At 60.2% G+C, this 20,792-nt stretch carries 14 protein-coding genes; 10 read left to right on the top strand and 4 right to left on the bottom strand.

The features are described from left to right. Positions 1-156: 156 nt before the first annotated feature. Positions 157-441 carry a hypothetical protein gene (locus tag QBJ92_RS11600; protein ID WP_277969856.1) on the bottom strand — a complete coding sequence of 95 codons (285 nt, stop codon included), beginning with the start codon at positions 439-441 and terminating at the stop codon, positions 157-159. 405 nt (positions 442-846) lie between these two features. Between QBJ92_RS11600 and QBJ92_RS11595 the strand changes: the two genes are divergently transcribed. The 3 genes from QBJ92_RS11595 to QBJ92_RS11585 all read left to right on the top strand — a co-directional run bounded on the left by QBJ92_RS11595 (position 847) and on the right by QBJ92_RS11585 (position 2,308). Continuing rightward, entirely contained in the window at positions 847-1,020 is a 174-nt protein-coding gene (locus QBJ92_RS11595) for a DUF465 domain-containing protein (RefSeq protein WP_082445373.1), read from the top strand. A 92-nt stretch (positions 1,021-1,112) separates the two neighbouring features. Further along, positions 1,113-1,562 (top strand): hypothetical protein, encoded by a 450-nt coding sequence (locus QBJ92_RS11590; protein ID WP_277969855.1) that lies wholly within the window; start codon positions 1,113-1,115, stop codon positions 1,560-1,562. Further along, entirely contained in the window at positions 1,559-2,308 is a 750-nt protein-coding gene (locus QBJ92_RS11585) for a TorF family putative porin (RefSeq protein WP_277969854.1), read from the top strand. The genes QBJ92_RS11590 and QBJ92_RS11585 overlap by 4 nt, the downstream gene beginning before the upstream one ends. A gap of 439 nt (positions 2,309-2,747) precedes the next feature. On the opposite strand, the gene QBJ92_RS11580 is transcribed toward QBJ92_RS11585, so the two are convergent. Beyond that, complete coding sequence (locus tag QBJ92_RS11580; RefSeq protein WP_167396680.1) at positions 2,748-2,897, bottom strand: hypothetical protein; 150 nt, start codon at positions 2,895-2,897, stop codon at positions 2,748-2,750. A 133-nt stretch (positions 2,898-3,030) separates the two neighbouring features. On the opposite strand from QBJ92_RS11580, the gene QBJ92_RS11575 reads away from it, so the two are divergent. After that, a complete protein-coding gene (locus QBJ92_RS11575) occupies positions 3,031-4,506 on the top strand; it encodes a sensor domain-containing diguanylate cyclase (protein ID WP_277969853.1) in 1,476 nt (491 codons plus the stop codon). Between the two features lie 751 nt (positions 4,507-5,257). On the opposite strand, the gene QBJ92_RS11570 is transcribed toward QBJ92_RS11575, so the two are convergent. After that, a complete protein-coding gene (locus tag QBJ92_RS11570; RefSeq protein WP_277969852.1) occupies positions 5,258-5,719 on the bottom strand; it encodes a VOC family protein in 462 nt (153 codons plus the stop codon). Between the two features lie 484 nt (positions 5,720-6,203). On the opposite strand from QBJ92_RS11570, the gene QBJ92_RS11565 reads away from it, so the two are divergent. Beyond that, positions 6,204-6,788: a recombinase family protein gene (locus tag QBJ92_RS11565; RefSeq protein ID WP_277969851.1), complete on the top strand. Its 585-nt coding sequence runs from the start codon at positions 6,204-6,206 to the stop codon at positions 6,786-6,788. Positions 6,789-6,792: 4 nt separating this feature from the next. Then, complete coding sequence (locus QBJ92_RS11560; RefSeq protein WP_277969850.1) at positions 6,793-9,771, top strand: Tn3 family transposase; 2,979 nt, start codon at positions 6,793-6,795, stop codon at positions 9,769-9,771. Between the two features lie 236 nt (positions 9,772-10,007). On the opposite strand, the gene QBJ92_RS11555 is transcribed toward QBJ92_RS11560, so the two are convergent. After that, positions 10,008-11,378: a glycoside hydrolase family 27 protein gene (locus QBJ92_RS11555; RefSeq protein ID WP_277969849.1), complete on the bottom strand. Its 1,371-nt coding sequence runs from the start codon at positions 11,376-11,378 to the stop codon at positions 10,008-10,010. Between the two features lie 255 nt (positions 11,379-11,633). Here QBJ92_RS11555 and QBJ92_RS11550 point away from each other — a divergent pair, with 255 nt between their 5' ends. From QBJ92_RS11550 to QBJ92_RS11535, 4 genes are all read left to right on the top strand, one after another. Further along, positions 11,634-14,516, top strand: coding sequence for a TonB-dependent receptor (locus tag QBJ92_RS11550; protein WP_277969848.1), 2,883 nt, complete (start codon positions 11,634-11,636; stop codon positions 14,514-14,516). Between the two features lie 257 nt (positions 14,517-14,773). Beyond that, on the top strand, positions 14,774-16,345 hold the full coding sequence (locus QBJ92_RS11545) for an amino acid permease (RefSeq protein WP_277969847.1): 1,572 nt from the start codon (positions 14,774-14,776) through the stop codon (positions 16,343-16,345). 393 nt (positions 16,346-16,738) lie between these two features. Next, entirely contained in the window at positions 16,739-18,121 is a 1,383-nt protein-coding gene (locus QBJ92_RS11540; RefSeq protein ID WP_277969846.1) for a glycoside hydrolase family 43 protein, read from the top strand. A gap of 25 nt (positions 18,122-18,146) precedes the next feature. After that, positions 18,147-20,195 carry an MGH1-like glycoside hydrolase domain-containing protein gene (locus QBJ92_RS11535; RefSeq protein ID WP_277969845.1) on the top strand — a complete coding sequence of 683 codons (2,049 nt, stop codon included), beginning with the start codon at positions 18,147-18,149 and terminating at the stop codon, positions 20,193-20,195. The last annotated feature ends 597 nt before the right edge of the window (positions 20,196-20,792 follow it).

Here is a 20,792-nt window from a genome sequence, read left to right as displayed (position 1 = left end):
ATGTCACAAAGAAACTCGCTCGCATTCAGCGCTATCGTACTTAAACTGTCCTCGGGCGCCTGACATATTGTCATTTACCCGAGGCTTCAGTGGGACGACCCAGAGGCCTTTATCCACGATCCCGGTTGCGACGCGAAGGCGGTATCTTATCGTGTTCTAAAGTGCAGAGGATAAGACGCAATATACCAGCACCGGTACGCCAACCAAAACGATTAAAACTAAGAGGTTGAGCTCCATAAGTCGGCTCAGCCAGTCCTCACCTTCATTCTGCCGGGCTTCGGCATCAGCCTTAGAATAGTCTTCTACAATCTCCAGATCGAATTTGTTCGAGAAAAAACTTTGTGGTCGCATCCGCAAGAAAGGCTGAGGTGCTGGATTGGCAGCTTGATGCTGACGGTCATCCTGACACAAATCATCGGATTTCGAGACTTGGTTTTCCACTACACGGTTTCCACTTATTCGAGATCATGGGCTCGCAGAACGCGTCCCAAAGGTCAGATCGAATAAAGCCCGAACTCGAGCGGCAGTGGCCGCGAGCTCGGGCTAAGCGCGTGCGGCGAGTTGGCCGGCGTGGTCGCGGAAACGCTTATGTGTCGCAGGAGCGTACATGCCAGTAACATCGGGGACCCGTGTCCTAATGTCAACTCGTGCAAATCCATTTGCTCTCCTATTGACCTTGACCGGCTAAACCCTAGCTTGAGGGAGCGGGCCGGGCCCCTCTGGCGGTCGTCTCAGGACGAACGTGATGTCGGACCGCATCGGGTTATCTCGATGTCTAGGCCTGGCCTGTTTGCCTCCTTTCATCGCGACTGATCCGATCGTTCAATCGTTGGTTGGAGAGCGGCTTTGCCTATATTTTCTCACAAGTTGACCCAGTTGCATGCCCGGCTGGATGAGCAGATCCGCGTCGAGATGAAGCGACGCATGCCCGATACCTTGCGGCTATTTCGGCTGAAGCGGTTGCGTCTCGACGTGAAGGACCGCCTGCACGCACGCGCCTTGCGGCCGCAGTTCAGCTGAACCGACACGCTGAACCATCGTTGTAGAATCATCGTCCGTAAGGATTGGCTTCACCGATCAGAATGGATCGGGATGGCAAAAGGAGAACGAATATGGCCTATTTTCTAACCGCCGGCTTGGTGCTTGCTGCTACCGGGGCGGCCCTCGGCATGACTGTCGATCATCAGAACCAGGTGGATCACCGCAGCGGTCCGGTCGCCGTCAAATATCGCGGTGACGTTGTCATCACGCACAAGCAGGTGGGCGCGGTTGCACCTGGCGGAAGACCGTCGTCGCTACGCTGCGACTGGGCGGCGAGCATGTCGGTGGCGCGACACGCGGTCGCGGCATCGGGTACCAGGCTGGTGCGCAGCATCGACAGCGAACCGGTGATTTCGGGCACCCGGCCCGGCTGGTGCGTTACGAGCCATGGCGCGATCAAGAAGGAGGTCGCGACGAAGTCAGCGGACATGCAGCAGCATCTGGTAAAGCTGGCGCAGGAAGACGAGCAGATGCTGCGCGTCGAGCTCGACCAAATCCACGGTCCGCAGCGCGCAGGATGATCCGGCGCGTTCGATTGGCGGGCGTGCTCGGTGCCGCAAGTTGCGGCCTGATCACGCCCGCGTTTGCACAAGATGCCGGGTCGGTAACCTTGGAGGTGATGAGCGAAGAGGAACGGCGCGGGCTGAGTTGGAGTGAGGGACGTGCCGCGCTGGCAGGCGATATTCGCGGCTCGCGCGGCCGGCTAGATGCATCGGCGCGCGCGGTGACGCTTCGGAACAGCGTGCGACACGGCGGTGCCGATGCGGTCGTCGACCTGTCAGTGGGAACCGGCTGGGATCTGGGTGCGGTGCGTATCCGCACCGACGCCACGGGCCACGCATTCGTGGGCGCGCGAGGGCGCATGGACTATGTCGAGGCCGGCGTATCGGCAAGCTATGCCTATGGTCCGCTCTACGCCACGGTCGGCGTGATCGGCGCGCCTTCGCAGCGCGCGATCGGCGGCAGCAACGTGCATGTCTATGCGAACGCCAATGCCGGTATTCCTGGTACGCCGTTCACAATACTCACCGAACTGGGCCATTCGTCCGGCAGCGTCAGCGACCCCGTAAGGGCGGAGCGTCTTCGTCCAGGCGGCAGTTACACCAACTGGCGGCTCGGCCTAGAACACCGCCGCGACCGCCTGACGATCGGCGTCGATTATGTCGGAACCGACATTTCCCGAACCGCTAACGCCACCGCAGACAGGTTTGCCGATCGGCGCAACGCCGGCGACAGAATCATAGGGCGCGTCCAGGTTTCGTTCTGACGATTACCGCGGTCAGCGAGTGCCAATTAACGCTGATGTGTACACGAACTGCCTCAACAGCACCGTCTGTATATGTTTGACAAACGGCCGGGGCTGTTGAAAATATTCTGACGTCGCGCTCCTGATCGTCTCGACCGGGATTGATTCCGAGAACGCCCTATCCGTCTCGATCATCGTTCGGTTTCGGGATTAGAAGTCGTGGATAGTAAGTTTTGCTGGCAAGCGATCTTGTTTGCTGCTGCCTTCAAGATATAGGGCTCATTGCTATTAAAGGGCCGTGACAAACTATCGGGAATAGCACGCAACGCGATTGCCGTTCGAAGGCAGCTATGAAGATGCGCGCCTACCAACGGTTGATCACCAGCATCCGCGACCGCCAAAGCTTCACAGATAATCGTTATTAGACGCTCGAGGTGCTGAGCGGTTGTTTCGCCATCCATCATTGCTTCAAAGCCTTGATCATTTTGGCGTACCCGGCAGCACGTTCCAAATGAGCGATGCGAGCTGAAACGTCGCTACTGGCTTCGGCCTGTTCTCGCGCGCGCGCTTCGTTACGAACAAGAGTGCTAAGATCGCTCGCGTTGGACACGTTTATGCTCCTATCAAGCGGGAGCGCTCCAGCGTCTCTCAGTCGCCGCCATGCCATTAGCGAGTCGCGGCGATGTACCGACTTTGCACATGCCGTTAACCCGATGCCAACCTCACTTATGCTACCGTCCCCCATGGTAAACATAACCGGCATAGTCGACGAGGTAGCGCGGCTGGACGCGCTTCGTGCTCTCGATATGCTCGACACTCCCCCTGAAGCCGAGTTCGATGCCATCGCTGCAGGGGCGCGGCATCTCTTTGGCTGCAAGTTCGCATTCGTTTCGTTAGTTGACGCGGACCGGCAGTGGTTCAAGGCAGCGTGCGGCCTTGAGGCTAGCGAGACACCACGAGATGTGTCTTTTTGCACCCATACTATCGCAGCCGACGATCTGCTCGTCATCGCGGACACGCGCGAAGACCCGCGCTTTGCAACCAATCCTATGGTGGTGGTAACACCCTTTGTGCGTTTCTATGCAGGCGTGCCGTTGCGAGTGACACCACCAGGAGGAGGTGCCGCGCTTCCGATCGGTACCTTGTGCGTGGCTGACGACAAACCGCAGGATCCGACCCGCGAAAAGCTGGAGATACTCGCCGGTATGGCGCGAGTCGTCGAAGCGCTGCTTGAGGCGCGCCGGACCAGCAAAGAGAACCTACAGCTAGCGCTTGATCGCCAGGAGGTCCTCGGTGACATGGCTCGCACGCACAGACTGCTCCAGCACGCCGAACGTATGGCAAGGATCGGGTCGTGGCGCCTCGAGCTTGACGGCGAACGAGTACACTGGTCGGATCAGACTTACGCGATCCACGGCTTGGAACCGGGCTCGCAAGCGCAGCTTGCCCTAGCAATGCAGTTCTACCCTGATGACGACCGTGCCAAGCTGGAAGCAGCGCTAGACCGCTGTGTGCGGCAAGGGACTGCATGGGATCTGGAGCTGAACTTCACCGATGCTCAGGGGCGGCCCCGTCGCGTGCGCACATTGGGTGAGATCGATGAGCGCGCCGGTAAGCGTGTCGCCGTCATGGGAGTGATCCAGGACATCACGGATCGGTACCAATTCGAGCGCCGCCTGGTTGCGGTAGCTCGAACCGACGAACTGACCGGCATACCAAGCCGACGCGCCTTTAACGAAGAATTGGAAGTTGCGCTCGATCGCGCCCGGGAAGGTGCACCGCTTGCTATCGCAATCATCGATCTGGATCGGTTCAAGGAGGTCAACGACCGGCTTGGCCATGCGACCGGGGACAAGGTTTTGCAGGTGATGGCCGCCAAGCTGCAAGCAGTACAGTATCTGGGCGATCACTTCATCGCCCGACTTGGCGGGGACGAGTTCGTGCTGATCCTGCGCGGACGGCGTACGCAGGAAGAGCTCGTCCAAGACATCGCGCGATTGCTGGCGGATTTACGCTACGACGTACCTGACGACCGTAACGTTATAATGGTGTCCGCGACGATCGGAGCCTGTGCCTATGGTGCCAGCTATGTCGATCGGGCTTCGTTGCTCAAAGAGGCAGACGAGGCTCTGTACCGTGCGAAGCGGATGCAGCGAGGCACGGGCGCTATTGCAGGCAACAGCGCCCATATCCAAAGTTTGGTTGGTGAGCCGCGTTAATCTGCTTTGACCCCGGCACCTGGTTGGCGAGAATAGGATTCAGGGATTTTGCATGTGACAATAGGCCGATAAGCACCGGACTGATGAAGATCCCCGTCTTGCTGGTATCCGGTGTCCTGTACTGGCTTTTCGTCTGCTGGGTGACAGGCGCGGCGGAACCCTGGGATGCCGACGCCTACTGGCGTCTCTGGTACCCCGCCTCGTTGGGCCTAGCTGCGCTAACAGGGGCAGCGTTCAAGACGAGGGGGTGGATGGCAGGATTCATCCTGACGTTTGCCCAGCTTCCTGTGATATGGCTCACCGCCGGGACTATCTCGCTCTGGGTAATCGGCCTGGCAATGTCCTGCGTCCTCGCTGTGCCGGCTGTCGCAATCTCAGCTTTTACCGGCTGGTTTGCCGCTCGCTCACGACCGTTGTGACAAGTCGCGAATGGATCCGCCTGTGCATCAGTAAAGATCATGGTAGGACCCGTTCGCCCGGGCTGGACGGTGCCCTTACCCGCCTTCCCACAAACGAACCGTTGAATGAGAAGGCCGCCCGCCCCGACCGATGTGTAAACGCTCACGCTTTCTGTCGGTGTTCTGACGCGCTCGTTGTCGTCCGTGTCTCGACGCGCAGTAATTAGGAATGTCCGGGTTCGGAAGGAAACCGACCCGTCCGCTTTCGGGAAGGCGGGTGGCGATAGCCGACATTGGGCAGCTGCAGCCTTTCCCGAAAAGGAGGGTGAAGCGGGAAAACGTCCGCCGGCCCATTAACGGGCTGGCGGCTGCATAAGCTCTATCGTGATATGATCGGGGCCTGAAACGTAGGCAACCAACGTTCCCTTTCTTGGCCCACCCGCGATCGGCAACGGACTACCCTTCGCCTTCCATCCTGCTGCCTCGACGCGGGCAATAGCGACATGGATATCGTTTACGGCCAGAGCCAGGTGGGCCGCACCGATCGCCCCCGCGCTATTAGGCACCGCACCGTTCTGGCGCCCTTTTGAATATTGCAACAGTTCGACGACATAGCCGTCCGGTGCCCTGACGATCGCCGTTTCGACATTAGGATTATCGACACCGGTCACCTGATGCAGGAAATCGCCCCCCATTTCCGATTGCCGCTCAAGTGTGAAACCGAGCGCTTCCGTCCAGAAGCGAACGGCTTCGTCTAAAGACGATACGGCGAAGCCTGTATGGTCCACGGCAATAACGTTTACGGCGTCTGTCATTACTTCACTCTTACTTGGCCGTGCTTGCGATGTCAGGACCTGCGCCGGCTTCAACCGACACCAACAGCATGGCGGACATGATCTTAATGGTGACGCTTTAACGCTTGAGCTTCTTCCCAAAAAGGAACTCATAGCGGGACAGTCGCCGGGGCGATCACGGCGAAAGCCGTCCAAGGCACTCCGTTTCCCAAAATCCGTTCCCGATTGCTCTTTCCCGAAATGGCCTGTTGGAGACGTAGAAACGGGAAAGATCGTGCCGGTTTCGGGAGCCCGGATCGCCATCCCCAACGTCCGCTAATGGGCGGCAACAACCAAGCTGCTACTGGGCGCCGACTGCCCGCCACACCCCGTCGCAAAACACATGATAAGCGACACCCCGGACCTGTGCCTTCGCCGAACCACACACGCCTCCGCCCATAACAATCGACAAACCCTGTCGCTTTGATAGAGTGTGTGGGAACATGCGTTCAGAGGTTTGTCGTACATGCTGGTCGGATATATGCGGGTGTCGTCGGTCGACGACCGCCAGACGGTCGATCTACAGCGCGACGCGCTGGTCGCCGCCGGTGTCGATCATCGGCATCTCCATACCGATAAGGCATCCGGCGCGCGCGACGATCGGCCGGGGCTGAAAGCTTGTCTCGACTATCTGAGCGCAGGCGACACGCTGATCGTGTGGAAACTTGACCGGCTCGGACGCTCGCTGCCGCACCTGCTGACGATCGTCACCGACCTGAAGGCGCGCGGCATCGCCTTCCGATCGCTGACGGAAGCGATGGATACGACCACCCCGCATGGCGAATTGCTGTTTTCACTGTTCGGCGCATTGGCACAGTACGAGCGGGCGCTGACGCGCGAACGGGTGATGGCGGGGCTCGCTGCCGCGAAGCGCCGGGGCCGACAAGGCGGGCGTCCGCCGATGATCGACGCCGAAACGCTCGAACGGATCACCGCCGCGCTGGATGGCGGCGCCAGCAAGGCGTCCGTCTGTCGCACCTTCAAGGTGCCGCGCTCGACCCTCCTTGGGACGCTGGCCCGGATCGGCTGGACCCCGCCCGCCAAGGTCTAAGCCGATGCCGCGTCGCGCCGTCCTGTCGGAGGAACAACGTGCGGCATTGCTCGCGCTTCCCGACGACGAAACCATACTCGTCCAGCACTGGACGTTGAGCCACGACGACCTGGCCGTCATCGTGCGCCGGAGGCGGCCACATAACCGGCTGGGTTTCGCCATCCAGCTTTGCGCGCTGCGCTATCCCGGTCGTCTGCTCCGTCCCGGTGAACTGATTCCCGCCGCCCCGCTCGCGTTCGTCGCCGAGCAGCTGCAGGTCGCGCCCGAGGTATTGGCCGATTACGCGACACGCGGCCCGACCCGGTACGAACAGATCGATGCGCTACGCGATGCGTTCGGATTTTCGCCGCTCAGCCTGCCGCTGCGAACGACATTGCAGGAATGGCTCCTGCCGATCGCGCTGACGACGACCAGCGGTGCCGGGCTGGCGCGGTTGCTGCTGGGCGAGTGCCGGCGACGGCGCATCATCATGCCGGGCATCAGTGCGGTCGAACGGATGGTCGCGCAGGGGTTGCTCGATGCCGAACGCCATGTCGCCGAGCATCTGACCCGAGGACTCGATGCTCGACAGCGCCGGCAGCTCGATGCGCTTCTCCTGCCCCACACAGGCACGAACTTGAGCGATCTGGCCTGGGTGCGGCAGCCACCCGGCAAGCCCGGCCGAAAGACATTCGCCGCCATCATCGAGCGGCTGACACTGCTGCGGGCCATCGGGATCGATCCGGATATCGCCGTAGGCGTCCATCCCGAGCGCCTCCGACGCCTGTGCCAGGAGGGCGTGCGGCTGACCGCGCAACATGTTCGGACGCTGCAAGCGACGCGGCGTCGCGCCACATTGGTGGCGACCATCCTCGAAACCATCGTGACCCTCACCGACGATGCGGTGCTGATGTTCGATCGCCTGCGTGGGCAGATGTTCCGGCGCGAACAGAACAGCGCGGACACGGCACTCAAGCGCGACCGGCGCACCATCAACGGCAAAATCCGGCTGCTTGCCCAACTCGGCGCTGCCCTGCTCGCCGCCAAGATATCAGGTGGCGATATCGGCGCTGCGGTCGAGGCAGCGATCGGATGGGATGATCTCGGCCGCGAGGTCGATGAAGCCCGCAAGCTGATCCGCCCCGATGCGGTCGATCCCGTTGCGATCGCCGCGACCAATTACCCCGTCCTCCGACAGGTCGGTCCCTCGTTCATCGCCTCGTTGACATTCGGGGCGGTGCCAGCCTGCCATGCGCTTGCGCGAGCGGTCGCGATCATGCGCGACCTTCATCTTGGTCATCTGCGCAAATTGCCTGCGGACACGCCAGTCGGCTTTATCCGGCAAGCTTGGCGTCGGGCGATCGGCACCGGCATTCCTGATCGCAGGATCTATGAATTGTGCGTGCTGGTCGAGCTTCGCGACCGGCTTCGCGCCGGCGACATGTGGGTCGAGGGAAGCCGACGCTATCGTGCTGTCGAGCAGCAACTCATTCCTGCCCCCGTATTCGCCACCATGCGCGCGGCCGGCCCCTTGCCGATACCGGCACCGGATACGGCCGATATCTGGCTGGCCGAACGATGCGCCCGCCTCGCCCGTCGATTGGCCAAGGTCGAGCGAAAGGCGGAGACGGACGCGCTGGAAGACGTGCAGCTCAGCTTGGGCAGGCTGCGGATTTCGCCCTTGAAGGCGATTACTCCCGAGGAATCCGATACCGCCCTTGCGCCGCTCTATGCGCATCTGCCCGCGATCCGCATCACCGACCTTCTTGCCGAAGTCGATCGATGGACCGGGTTCAGCCAGTGCTTCACGCATCTGCAAAGTGGCCGTGCCGCGGATGAACCGCGTGCGATCCTCACGGCTGTGCTCGCCGATGCCACCAATCTGGGTCATACGCGCATGGCGGAAGCCTGCAATCTCGTGACCCAGCGCCAGCTCGGTTGGCTCGCCTCATGGCATCTGCGCGAGGAAACCTACGGTCGCGCGCTCGCCCGGCTTGTCGACGCCCAACACACCGCGCCGCTGGCCGCGCTGTTCGGGTCCGGCACCTCGTCCAGCTCAGACGGTCAGAACTTTCCGCTCGACCGCCGCGCCCAGGCAACCGGCGCAGTCAATCCGCACAAGGGGACAGAGCCGGCTGTCTCCTTCTACAGCCACGTCTCGGATCGCTACGCGCCGTTCCATTCCACAGTTATCTCCGCTTCGGCGAGCGAGGCGGCACAGGTGCTCGACGGGCTGCTCCACCACGGCGCCGATCTGCACATCGAAGAGCATCACGTCGATGGCGGGGGCGTCTCCGACCATGTGTTCGCGCTATGTCATCTGCTTGGGTTCCGGTTCGCGCCGCGTATCCCGAATATCGCCGCACGCCGTTTGCACCTGTTTGACGGCATCGAACCCGGCCCCGATATCGCGCCGCTGGTCGCGGGCCGGATCGACGAAGGTCTGATCGAGGCACACTGGGACGACGTGCTGCGACTGGGAACCTCGATCCGCACCGGCGTCGTCAGCGCGTCGATCATGCTGGAACGGCTCGGCTCCTATCCACGCGCCAACGGCCTGGCACTGGCGTTGCGCGAGATCGGTCGCGTCGAGCGTACCCTGTTCACGCTCGACTGGATCGAGCAGCCCGAACAGCGTCGCCGCGCCACCCGCGAACTCAACAAGGGAGAAGCGGAAAATGCCCTGAAACGCGCCATCTTCTTCCATCGCATTGGCCGTATCCGCGATCACGCGCTGCAAGCCCAAAGCCATCGCGCGAGCGCGCTCAACCTCGTCGCCGGTGCCATCGTCCTGTGGAACACGACCTACCTGCAAGCCGCCCGGATGCATCTCGCCAACCTTGGCCGACCGGTCCCGCCGAACCTGCTGCAACACCTATCACCGCTCGGTTGGCAGCATATCAATCTCACCGGCGACTACCTCTGGACTGATCCCGATGCGCCATCGACCGCGCTAAGACCGCTTCGCCAGATGCGCGCAGTCGAAGGCACGGCAAAACCTTAGCGTATATCTGGGTCCGTTCTATGTACCGACCCCAGGATGGTATCCGGCACCTGCGCCTGCGCCGCTGCCGGCAGCGCCACCACGGCCGATGCGAGTGCTTTCAAGAACCGCTGCATGATCCTGCCTTCCATTGCCAAGTCTTTCCCCTGCCGTACCGATCATCGCTGAGCCGCCGCGGTAAGCTCAGCGATCCACAAACTCTAGGCAACTCTCGACTTCCCTCAGTCCTATGGCATTTATCCCGCCGATATTCGGTACAAGCCAGCCCCATGCGATGGTATGGTGCCAGCGATCCGGCCGTTCGCGGTTCCTAGTTCGCGCCCCGCCCACAAGTCGCGCACGTGCACCGTGCCGGTGACGCCAAGTTCGCGAAGCGGCAAACCAACTTCCATCGCTGCGTTGGTGGTGTTGAATAGCGCAACGTACTGATCGCGGCTCCTGTCTGCGCGCGCCGACCAGACCCGTGTGCCGTCGGCGATGAAGTGTGGCCGATTGTCGGTGCTCGCTTGATTGACAGCGAGAACCTCGCGATTGGTGAGCAGCGCCAGTGTCGCGGCGTCGAGATGGCGCAGATCACCCCCCATGATCAGGGGCGAGCGCGCAATTGACCACAGTGTCATCAACGTGCGCTGTTCGTCCGGCGTGAACTTGGTGTCGCGTGTTCCGAGCTTTAGGCGCCCAAGCGGAAGCATGTCAGCGTCCGGCCACGCACCGGGGCGGCGCCATTGATTCCAATTCTCTAGCCTGGTGAACTGCGCCTCTAGCATCGACCATTCGTCCCAAAAGTCATCGCTGATCCGCCACATCTGCGCATAGTCGCGGACGTGCGCACCGCGAGCCACTGGGGTCTCGCCGGGCGATAGGCTGAGCATAATCGGACGCCCGCATCGCTGGATCGCGCGGTGCGCCGCCTCGATCTCCGGCGCATGCGCGTCGTAGGGTCGACTCATATCGTCCATCTTGACGAAATCCACGCCCCATGAAGCGTAAAGCGCAAAGATGCTGTCGTAGTATGCTTGGGCGCCCGGCTTGGTCATGTCCACGCCGTACATGTCGGGGTTCCAAGGGCAAATGCTCGTGGTATCGGCAACGTCGGCGGCGCGGACGTCACTGCCGAGCACAGGCAGATTGCGCCGAACTGCTTCGCGCGGAATGCCGCGCATCACGTGGATACCGAACTTCATCCCCATCGCATGCACTTCAGCGGCGAGCGCAGTGAAGCCGGCGCCGCTAGCACTGGACGGGAAGCGATTAGGCGCAGGAATGACGCGGCCATGCGTATCGAGCGTTGGGGTAGCGACCTTGTTATATTCGTAACTCGTCGCATTCGACTCATACCATTGGATGTCGACAGTGAAGATGTTGTAGCCGAACGGCAGTAGCTTCTCGCGCATGATGGCGGCCGTCTCGCGAGCCTGCGCTTCGGTAATCGTGGTGGCGAAGCTGTTCCAGCTGTTCCAGCCCATCGGCGGACGCGGCGCGAGCAGCCGCGACACTCCTGCGCCCGTACCAGCCTTTGCGGCCGCATTGTTTGGCAGGGTAGCTGAAGCCGCCCCCCCAATGCCGGCGGCCAGCATGGTGCGTCGACTGAGCTGAAATTCTTCCATTATTCCTCTCCCCCCGTTCGCTCGACGGGCACTTAATAGCGGCATGACATTCGCCGACGTACCGAGCGTAGCATTAGTCGAACAATTGATACAATCCCACATAAAGCTTGAAGCAGCTTCAAACCTTACGGATCTGCCGTAGCGGCTGTAGGCGATGCAACGGCGTACACTTGTGCAAATGCGCTTGACATAGAACTAGTCCTACAAGACAGTTGAACCCGCGGGGCATGAGACCCTGAACATGGGGAGAGAATTATGAGAACTCGTTTGCTCGCGGGTGCCGCGATGCTCGCCTTCGTTACGTCGCCAGTGATGGCGCAGTCATCCAACGCGAATTCGGTCACACCGACCGGTACGCCGGAAGCAGATACACCGGTCGAACCGCAAGGGCCGTCCGAGACGGCACCGCAAGGAAGCGGCGGCGATATTGTCATCACTGGGATACGCAGTAGTCTGCGTTCGTCGCTTGCCACCAAGCGCAACGCCGAGAACATTGTTGATTCCATCACGGCGGAGGACACCGGAAAATTCCCGGACACCAACATTGCGGACTCGTTGCAGCGTATTACCGGCGTCGCGATTGATCGCTCGGGCGGCGAGGGCCAGTTCATCACGGTTCGTGGCCTCGGCCCCGAGTTCAACACGGTGCTGGTCAACGGCCGCATTATGGCTACCGATAATCCCGGTCGCGAATTCTCTTTCGACGTGCTTTCTTCGACCCTGATCCAGCGCGTCGACGTGTATAAGACCTCGCTGCCACAACTGCAGGAAGGGGGCATCGGGGCGACCGTCAACGTCGTTACCGCACGCCCACTCGACGGACGCGCGGGCTTCCATGCCACACTGGCGGCCGGCGGCATCTACGATTCACTTGCTGAAAAGGTTAGCCCGGATTTTTCCGGTATCGCGTCCTGGACCAACGCCGACAAGACGTTCGGCGCCCTGCTCTCCGGATCGTATACCAACCGTAAGAGCCAGCTGGATTCGGCGCGGATCGGGGGCTGGATTCTTGGATCGGAAGGGTTGATCAACGGTACCGCCAACTCGACCGGCCTAACCACCTCCGCGCTCGTCGACAGCCCCAACAACATTCATATCCCGCGGGAATACAACTTCGATCGTGAGGAGGACACGCGCGAGCGGATCAACGTAGCAGGCTCGATCCAGGGGAAGCTCACCGACAGGCTGTTACTGACAGTCGACGGCATCTATTCACAATTCAACGTGTCCCAATATACGCGGCGCTACGGCGACTTTTTCACCGAGCGTTTTCTTGGGGTTGAGACTGACGCCAACAACACGGTAACCGGCTTTAACCGTCCCGGCTCGAACTTCCTCGCGGTTAATCCCGGACTACTTCAGCCGTTACCCGGCGGCGTAGACTCCCGCGTCACCCGGCAGCAGAACGATAACATCGTGTGGACCAGTCAGCGGGAGACAGAAAGCTACCAGATCGGAGCCAACCTCGCCTGGAATGTTTCCGACCAATTGCGGCTAAAGTTTGACGCCTCCACCACCAAGGCAACGCAGCGCAATCCGTACAAGTTCGTCGTCGTTGGCTCACTGGCGCAGACGTCGGTACGGTTCGACCTCAACCCACAAAACGATCTTCCCGGCCTCACCAATCTCGGCCCGATCACCGACGCTAGCCTGCTGCGCGCCCACTTTGCTCAGAACGACCTGACGAGAGTGAACGACAAGGGCACCGAGTTCCATTTTGACGGCGAATGGAAGGCGGATCGCGGCATCCTGCAATCGCTGATGTTCGGTGCATCGTACAATGAACGCCGTAAGGTGCGCACTCGCGCTGATAATTCTGACACGGTTTGCACCTACTGCGGATACGACATCCCGATCCCGGCGAACCTCGTGCAGGCCTATTCGATTAACAATTTCCTCCCAGGCGCATCGGGTAGCGATGCGCTGCCGAAGGACTTCTTTACGTTCAATCAGGAAGACATCTTCGCCTTCCTATCCGATCCCGCCAATCTCGCACTTCCGCGGCAGGGGCGCACAGCGGTCCAGCAGGCAGCCGAAGCCGCACGAGTACAGGCTTTGGCGGGCGGCCCTTATGGTCAGCGCGACCGGCCGAACGCGCGCCTGGACGTCGAGGAGAAAGTGTTCGCAGCTTATCTCAACGCCAACTTCAAGGGCGACGGCTGGTCGGGCAACATAGGTGGCCGCTTCGTCAGCACGCGGCTACGCTCGGAAGGGTTCGGGCAGCAGATCGTCAGCATCTTCGTCAATCCAGGCGACGACAATCTGAACTTTGTCTATACCGATCCGCAGGCGATCGGCGTTCGCAACAGCTACACCGACTTTCTGCCCTCGGCGAACATCAAATATGAGATCACGTCACGGCTGCTCGCACGCGCGGCAGCGTCAAAGACCGTAACCCGCCCGACGCTTACGTCGCTCGGTGTCGATAACAGCTACGGCGGCCGGCTTACTAACGCAACGTCGAGCGGCGGAAATCCGCAGCTGCGCCCGTTCAAGTCGGACAACTACGACGTATCGCTGGAATATTACATCACGGACGTTAGCTATCTTAGCGTATCGGGTTTTTACAAAAAGTTTAGCGATTTTCTCGAGAGCCAGACATTGCCAGTAACTATCGCCGGCTTCGATTTCCTCGATACCCGCACGCGAAATGGACAGAGCGGGTCAATCGCGGGCGTTGAAATCGGCGGCCAGTATACGTTTGACCGGTTGTTGCCTGGTGCATTGTCGGGCTTCGGTGTGGCCGGTAACTATACCTACGTATCTAGCAACGTCGACCGTGGCGAAGGCAGCGGTACAAACGCTAATAGCTGCGGTTACAATGGTCTATCCCCTCACTCGGCAAACGGCAGCATATTCTACGAAAAGTATGGCTTACAGGCTCGCACTTCCTACAATTGGCGCTCATCTTTCCTTCGTCAGTGCTTTGGGGCTGCTTCTCGACCAGAAAATCGTGCGTCATATGGTCAGCTTGACGCCAGTATTTCTTATGACATGACTCCGGTGTTTCAAATTTATGTACAGGGTGTAAACCTGACCAACCGATACGTACATGACTATTCTGTGCTAGAGGACCGGCTTTTGATGCTTCAGAATACTGGATCTCGGTACCTTTTTGGTGTCCGGGCTCGCTTCTGATGTGATAGTAGGGTTGAAGCGGATGATCTGCGGCCGGGCCTTAGTCCCGGCCGCAAGCATGATCCGTACGCGCTTCAAGTGTAGCGATGTTTTATTACGTGCTTTAAGCCTTGTAGTCCCTTCATGATTATGTACGGGCGGCTTTTGTACCTTGACGCGGCTTGACCCACTTTCCCAACGCTGATGCAAGACGGACAAGAGACTTGGCCCTGTGCCACGATCGCCCCCCTGGGCGCTCCTCCGAGAAAGAGAATACTATGCCAGAGGGTCACGTAGAACTGTCTGACGACGAAAAGCACCTCGCATCACTTGGCTACACGCAGGAGCTGAACCGCTCCTGGTCGGGCTTCAGCAACTTCGCCATCTCGTTCTCGATCATTTCGGTCCTGGCGGGCTGCTTCACCTCGTTCGGTCTCGGCTGGAACAACGGCGGACCCGCGGCGATCGCTTGGGGCTGGCCGATTGTGTCGGTGTTCATCCTGATGATTGGACTGTGCATGTCCGAGCTGGTCTCGGCGTTCCCGACTTCCGGCGGAATCTATTGGTGGGCAGCCAAACTTGGCGGTGCCAAGGCCGGCTTTTACACGGGCTGGCTAAATCTGATCGGCCTGATCGCCATCCTTGCGTCGACGGCATATGGCGCAGCAACGTTCCTCGACCTTACCCTTGGCACGTTCAGCGAGACATGGCTGGCCGGCTTCAGCCTGACGAGGGTCTTCGTCATGTTCCTAGTGATCCTGGCATTCTCGGCGACCATCAACATCTTCTCTTCGCATTTGCTGGCCGTCATCAACAACATCTCGGTTTGGTGGCACGTGGCGGGCGTAACCATCGTCATCGCCATCCTCATCTTGGTACCCGAGCAACACGCCAGCCTGTCCGACGTTTTTACCAAGACCATCAATAACACCGGCATGTTTGACGGTGCCACCTCCGGGGTTGGCTGGCTGATCTTCGTATTGCCGATTTCGGCGATCCTCACCCAGTACACGGTCACCGGCTACGACGCGTCCGCGCACATTTCCGAGGAAACCAAGAACGCGGCCGACAGCGCAGCCAAGGGCATTTGGCGGGCTATCTTCTACTCCTCCATCGGCGGCTGGATTCTGCTGCTCACATTTCTGTTCGCGGTGAACGATTCAGACGGGGTGTCCAAGGGTGGCGGTGCGGTCGCGGTGATCTTCAGCCAAGCGATGAGCGCGCCCTGGGTGGGCGTCGTATTGCTGATATCGTTGGTCGGTCAGCTGTTCTGCCTCACTGCCGTCCAGACCAGTACCTCGCGGATGCTGTTCGCGTTTAGCCGCGACCGTGCGGTGCCGGGTCATCAGCTTTGGTCGAAGGTCAGCAAGAACAAGATCCCTGTCAACGCTGTGATCGTCACCGCGGTAATCGCGGCGATCATCACGTTACCGGCGCTGGTCGAGGTCAACGTCAACGGCGCACCCGTGCCGGTTGCGTTCTTCGCCGTGGCCTCCATTGGCGTCGTCGGCCTGTACCTGTGCTTCGCGGTGCCGATCTACTACCGCTGGAAGGCTGGGAATTCGTTCCCCGTCGGCAAGTGGAATCTGCGAGGTCACCACAAATGGATGGCGCCGGTCGCGCTTGTCGAGATCATCGTCACTTCGATCATCGCGATGTTCCCGACCTCGTTGGGCGGTGTGCCGTGGGACCCGAGCTTCGAATGGAAGTTCGTCAACTACACCCCGTTGCTTGTAGGCGGTGTGCTGATCCTACTGTTCATCTACTGGCACGTGTCGGTGAAGAAGTGGTTCACCGGACCCATTAAGCAGGTAAAAGTTGTCGCTGAAGGCTTCGACCTCAGCCATTAAAAGGGCGATCACTACAGCGGTCCACCTCTGCCGATTTAACTGAAAGCTGCCGGACCGCTGACCACCGATTATTGCCGTTCAGCGGCCAGAAGTGCGGAAAACTCGGTCGTAATCACGATTGTGCGAAAAACGGATGTTTTCAGTCATCATCGCGGATCGCATGTAAGGGTGGTAAGCCATGCAAACGGCATCGACGTCTTACAACGTGATCGTCTGGGCCGCTGTCGCAAAACTTAGAACATTTGCGACGTAATCGCTTCACGGTTCTCCCCCGCCTGCACCCCACGCTGATCGTCTTACCGATTGGCGGTGCGGCACTGGTCCTGAAACGGGTGATATATTCTAGTCAACGCACTACTGTGCGCTTTTGAGTTTCCTGATCAGAGGATCACGATGAACGGACTATCATTCGCAGCCGCCTTCCTCGCCATCGCGGTACCGCTTGCCGTAGCGCGGGCAGACAACCCGATCATCCAGACCCGTTTCACCGCCGATCCGGCGCCGCTGGTGCACGACGGTGTCGTCTATCTCTACACCAGCCATGACGAGGATGACGCCGACGGGTTCAAGATGCTCGACTGGCGGCTGTACAGTTCCACCGACATGGCGAACTGGACGGACCGCGGTGTCGTGGCGTCGCTCAAGACCTTTCCCTGGGCGGTCCAGACCAACGACGCCTGGGCACCGCAGGTCATCGAACGCGGCGGAAAATTCTACCTCTATGCACCGATCACCGTTGTGGGGAAACCCAGGAACGTCATCGCAGTGGCAGTTGCCGACACGCCAGCCGGGCCGTTCAAGGATGCGCTCGGCAAACCGCTGATCGCGCCAGCCCACGATAACATCGACCCGACCGTATGGATCGATGACGACGGTCAGGCATATCTCTACTGGGGTAATCCCGACCTGTGGTACGTCAAGCTGAACAAGGACATGGTGTCATATGCAGGTCCGATCACCAAGGTCCAACCGCGCATCACCGATTACCAGGAAGGTCCGTGGTTCTATAAGCGCAAGAACCACTATTACATGGCGTTCGCCTCTACCTGCTGCTCGGAGGGCATCGGCTATGCAATGAGCGACAGACCAACCGGACCGTGGACCTATAAAGGTCCCATCATGGATCACGACACCCGCGCCACAGGCAACCACCCTGGCATCATCGACTATAAGGGCGGCTCGTACGTCTTCGGCTTTAGCTATGAGCATAATTTCGCGCTAACGCCGATCCATCATGAACGCCGCTCGGTCTCGGTCGCCAAGTTCGATTACAACGCCGACGGGACAATCCCCAACCTTCACTGGTGGGACAAGGTCAGCGCGCCGCAGATCGGCACGCTCGATCCCTACAAGCAGATCGAGGCGGAGACGATCGCCTGGACCTCGCGCATCAAGCGCGATCGCGACCGGCCTTACGACTGGGCAATGGGCGTGACGACCGCACAGGACGACCGCGTCGGCGTCTATGTGACGCGTGCTACCGACCGCAGCTACATCAAGGTCGCTGGCGTCGATTTTGGCAAGGCAGGTGCCCGCAGCTTCGTTGCAACTGTCGCCAGCGCCAAGCCGGACGCCACCATCGAACTGCACGCTGATGCTGTCGACGGCCCCCTGCTTGGCACGGTACAGGCCGGCGCTCCCGCCGACGGCGCACGGTGGCAGGAGCGGACGGCCCCCGTTTCGGGCGCAACCGGGCGGCATGATCTTTACATGGTGTTCCGCGGCAAGGGCGACGATAGCCTCATGGACGTCGACGCTTGGCGGTTCGCCCGCTGAGATGAAGACACAACGAGAGGTGGGCATGACATTCCGCAAGACCGCATGCGCGGGATCGTTCGTCCGTGCCATGCTGGCCGCCCTGCTCGTCACAGCGGCGCCCGCGGTGCAGGCCGCGCCCAAGGCCACATCCCATCTGGATCTCGACGCGATTGCGCGACAGCGGTTTGGCAACGACGCTGCCTGGTACCGGGATCGGATCCCGTTCTTCCAGTCGTCCGACCCGAGGCTCGACCAGGTCTATTATTACCGGTGGCAGATCGTCCGAGCTCACCAGCGTGACCTGGGCAAGATCGGCTATATCACCACCGAGTTCGCGGACGACGTCAGCTGGCAGCGTGAACCCTATGCTAGTCTGAACGACGCGACCGGTTTCCACCTGAACGAACTGCGCTGGCTGAACGACCGGCGGTTCGCGGCAGACTACATCGATTATATGTACGATCAGGGCGGCAATAACCGCCACTTCACCGACTATATGGCCGACTCCGTCTGGAGCAGGTACTTGGTCGATGGCGACCAGACTGCCGTCCTTGCCCATGTGCCCGCCATGCGAACATTGTACGATGCGTGGTTCGATCATTTCGACTGGTCGAAGAACCTGTACTGGGTCGAACCGCTGCTCGACGCGACTGAATATACTATATCCTCAATCGACGCGTCGGGCGGCAAGGACGGGTTTCGCGGCGGCGAGGCGTTCCGCCCTTCGGTTAACGCCTACATGTTCGCAAACGCCCGCGCGTTGTCTGCCATGACCGCGCTGTCCGGCGATGCGAAGGCGTCCGCCGACTATGCCGCCCGCGCCAGCGCCATCAAGCAACGCGTGCAGGAGAGCCTCTGGAACCCGCAGTTCCAGCACTTTACCGACCGCTATCAGGTCACCAACACGCATGTGAAATACTGGAACTCGATCCGCGGGCGCGAACTCGTCGGCTACGTACCATGGACCTTCGATCTGCCGGACGACGACGCACGCTACAGCGCTGCGTGGACGCACATCCTGAAACCCGACGAACTGGCCGGTCCTGCCGGTCTGCGCACGGTGGAGCCGAGCTACGAACATTATATGCGGCAATATCGCTACGAAGGCATCAGTCGCGAATGCCAGTGGAACGGCCCCATCTGGCCTTTCCAGACGACGCAGGTGCTGGCCGGCATGGCCAACCTGCTCGATCACTACAATCAGTCGGTCGTTACTCGAGCCGACTTCCTCCGCCTGCTCCGCCAATATGCGCAGATGCATTTTCAGGGCAATCGCCTCGATCTGGAAGAGGATTATGACCCCGCTACGGGCAAGCCGATCGTCGGGCTGGTCCGCAGCCACCATTATTTCCATTCGGGTTTCAACGACCTGATCCTGACCGGCGTCGTCGGCATCCGCCCCCGCGCCGACGACGTGCTAGAAATCAATCCGCTGCTGACCGCTCCCGGCACCGACGCACCGATCCGCTGGTTCCGTGCCGAACGGATCCCCTATCACGGGCACCTTGTTTCGGTGACCTACGACGTCGACGGACGCCGGTTCGGACAGGGTGTGGGGCTACGCGTCGAAGTGGACGGCCGCGAAGCGAGGCGCAGCGCAAAGCTGGCACGCCTGACGATCCCGCTGCCACGTGCTGAAAACGCACCTATTGCGCGTGCCATCAACCGGGCAGTGCAAGTCGATCGGACAGGTTTCCCAAAACTGACCGCCTCGAGCGGAGACAATCCAGAGGCGATGCACGACGCAGTCGACGGACGGACTTGGTTTTTCCCAGAATTGAGCAACGGCTGGTCACCGACCACGACGGCAGCAGAGCAGTGGTTCGCGATCAATTTTGGACAGCCGCAGACGTTGAACCGCGCCGAGCTGGCGTTCTTCTCAGATGGCAAGCAGTTTGCCGCGCCTACGGGCTATCGTCTTCAGATCCGTCGCGGCGAGACCTGGCAGGATTTGCCCGCGCAAGCCGACGTCCCGGTGGCCAACGGTATCACGCACGTCACCTGGTCACCTACCGCTGCCGGGCAAGTTCGCCTAGTCGTGGTCCAACCAACTGGCCGATCAGTCCGCTTGGTTGAGCTGAAGCTTTTCTAGAGAAAATTTTGGTCGGTCCTCGGGGGAGGGCGATGAACCGAAAATCCGATCGTCGCAGGGCTTCAATTCGATTTCCCGATCCTTAGCGGGCCGGTCTTCTTAGTCTTGATCGCCGTTCGCTTTCGGAAAAGGATTTACGGCAGTTGCACAAATTTGTGATCAGACCGAAGCAGCACCCGCTTAATGGAGCTTCAGCGGTGCTGTTTGAATGGGTGCCGTATGGTCCTCTTGGGTTAGGCTTCAGCCGGACTAAGCGATCAAATTGACAAGAATTCTATACGCTGTTTTCTCACATAAAACGGACCAGCCTGGAGCGGTGAGCTGAGGGCATACCTAAAACGTACCGGCGGAGAATAAAGCATATAGAGGGGGGGCGGCAGGGGGCGGCGGTATTCGTCTGGAAAGCGGACAGGCCGGAAGCGCCCAAACCCGGACCTTCAGGCTGGCGATCCGGGCACCCAATAACGGCCATTCGTTAAGCACGATCTTTCCCGTTTCTCCGTCTCCGATTGGCCATTTCGGGAAAGAGCAATCGGGAACAGATTTTGGGAAAGCGAAACCCGTAGGCGTTCGTCAGCGCGATCGAGGCGGGAGGTT

The organism is Sphingomonas echinoides (assembly GCF_029623395.1).
Classification (GTDB): domain Bacteria; phylum Pseudomonadota; class Alphaproteobacteria; order Sphingomonadales; family Sphingomonadaceae; genus Sphingomonas; species Sphingomonas echinoides_A.
Note: the sequence above shows the minus strand (reverse complement) of the source record. Positions and strands in the feature narration are given on the sequence as shown.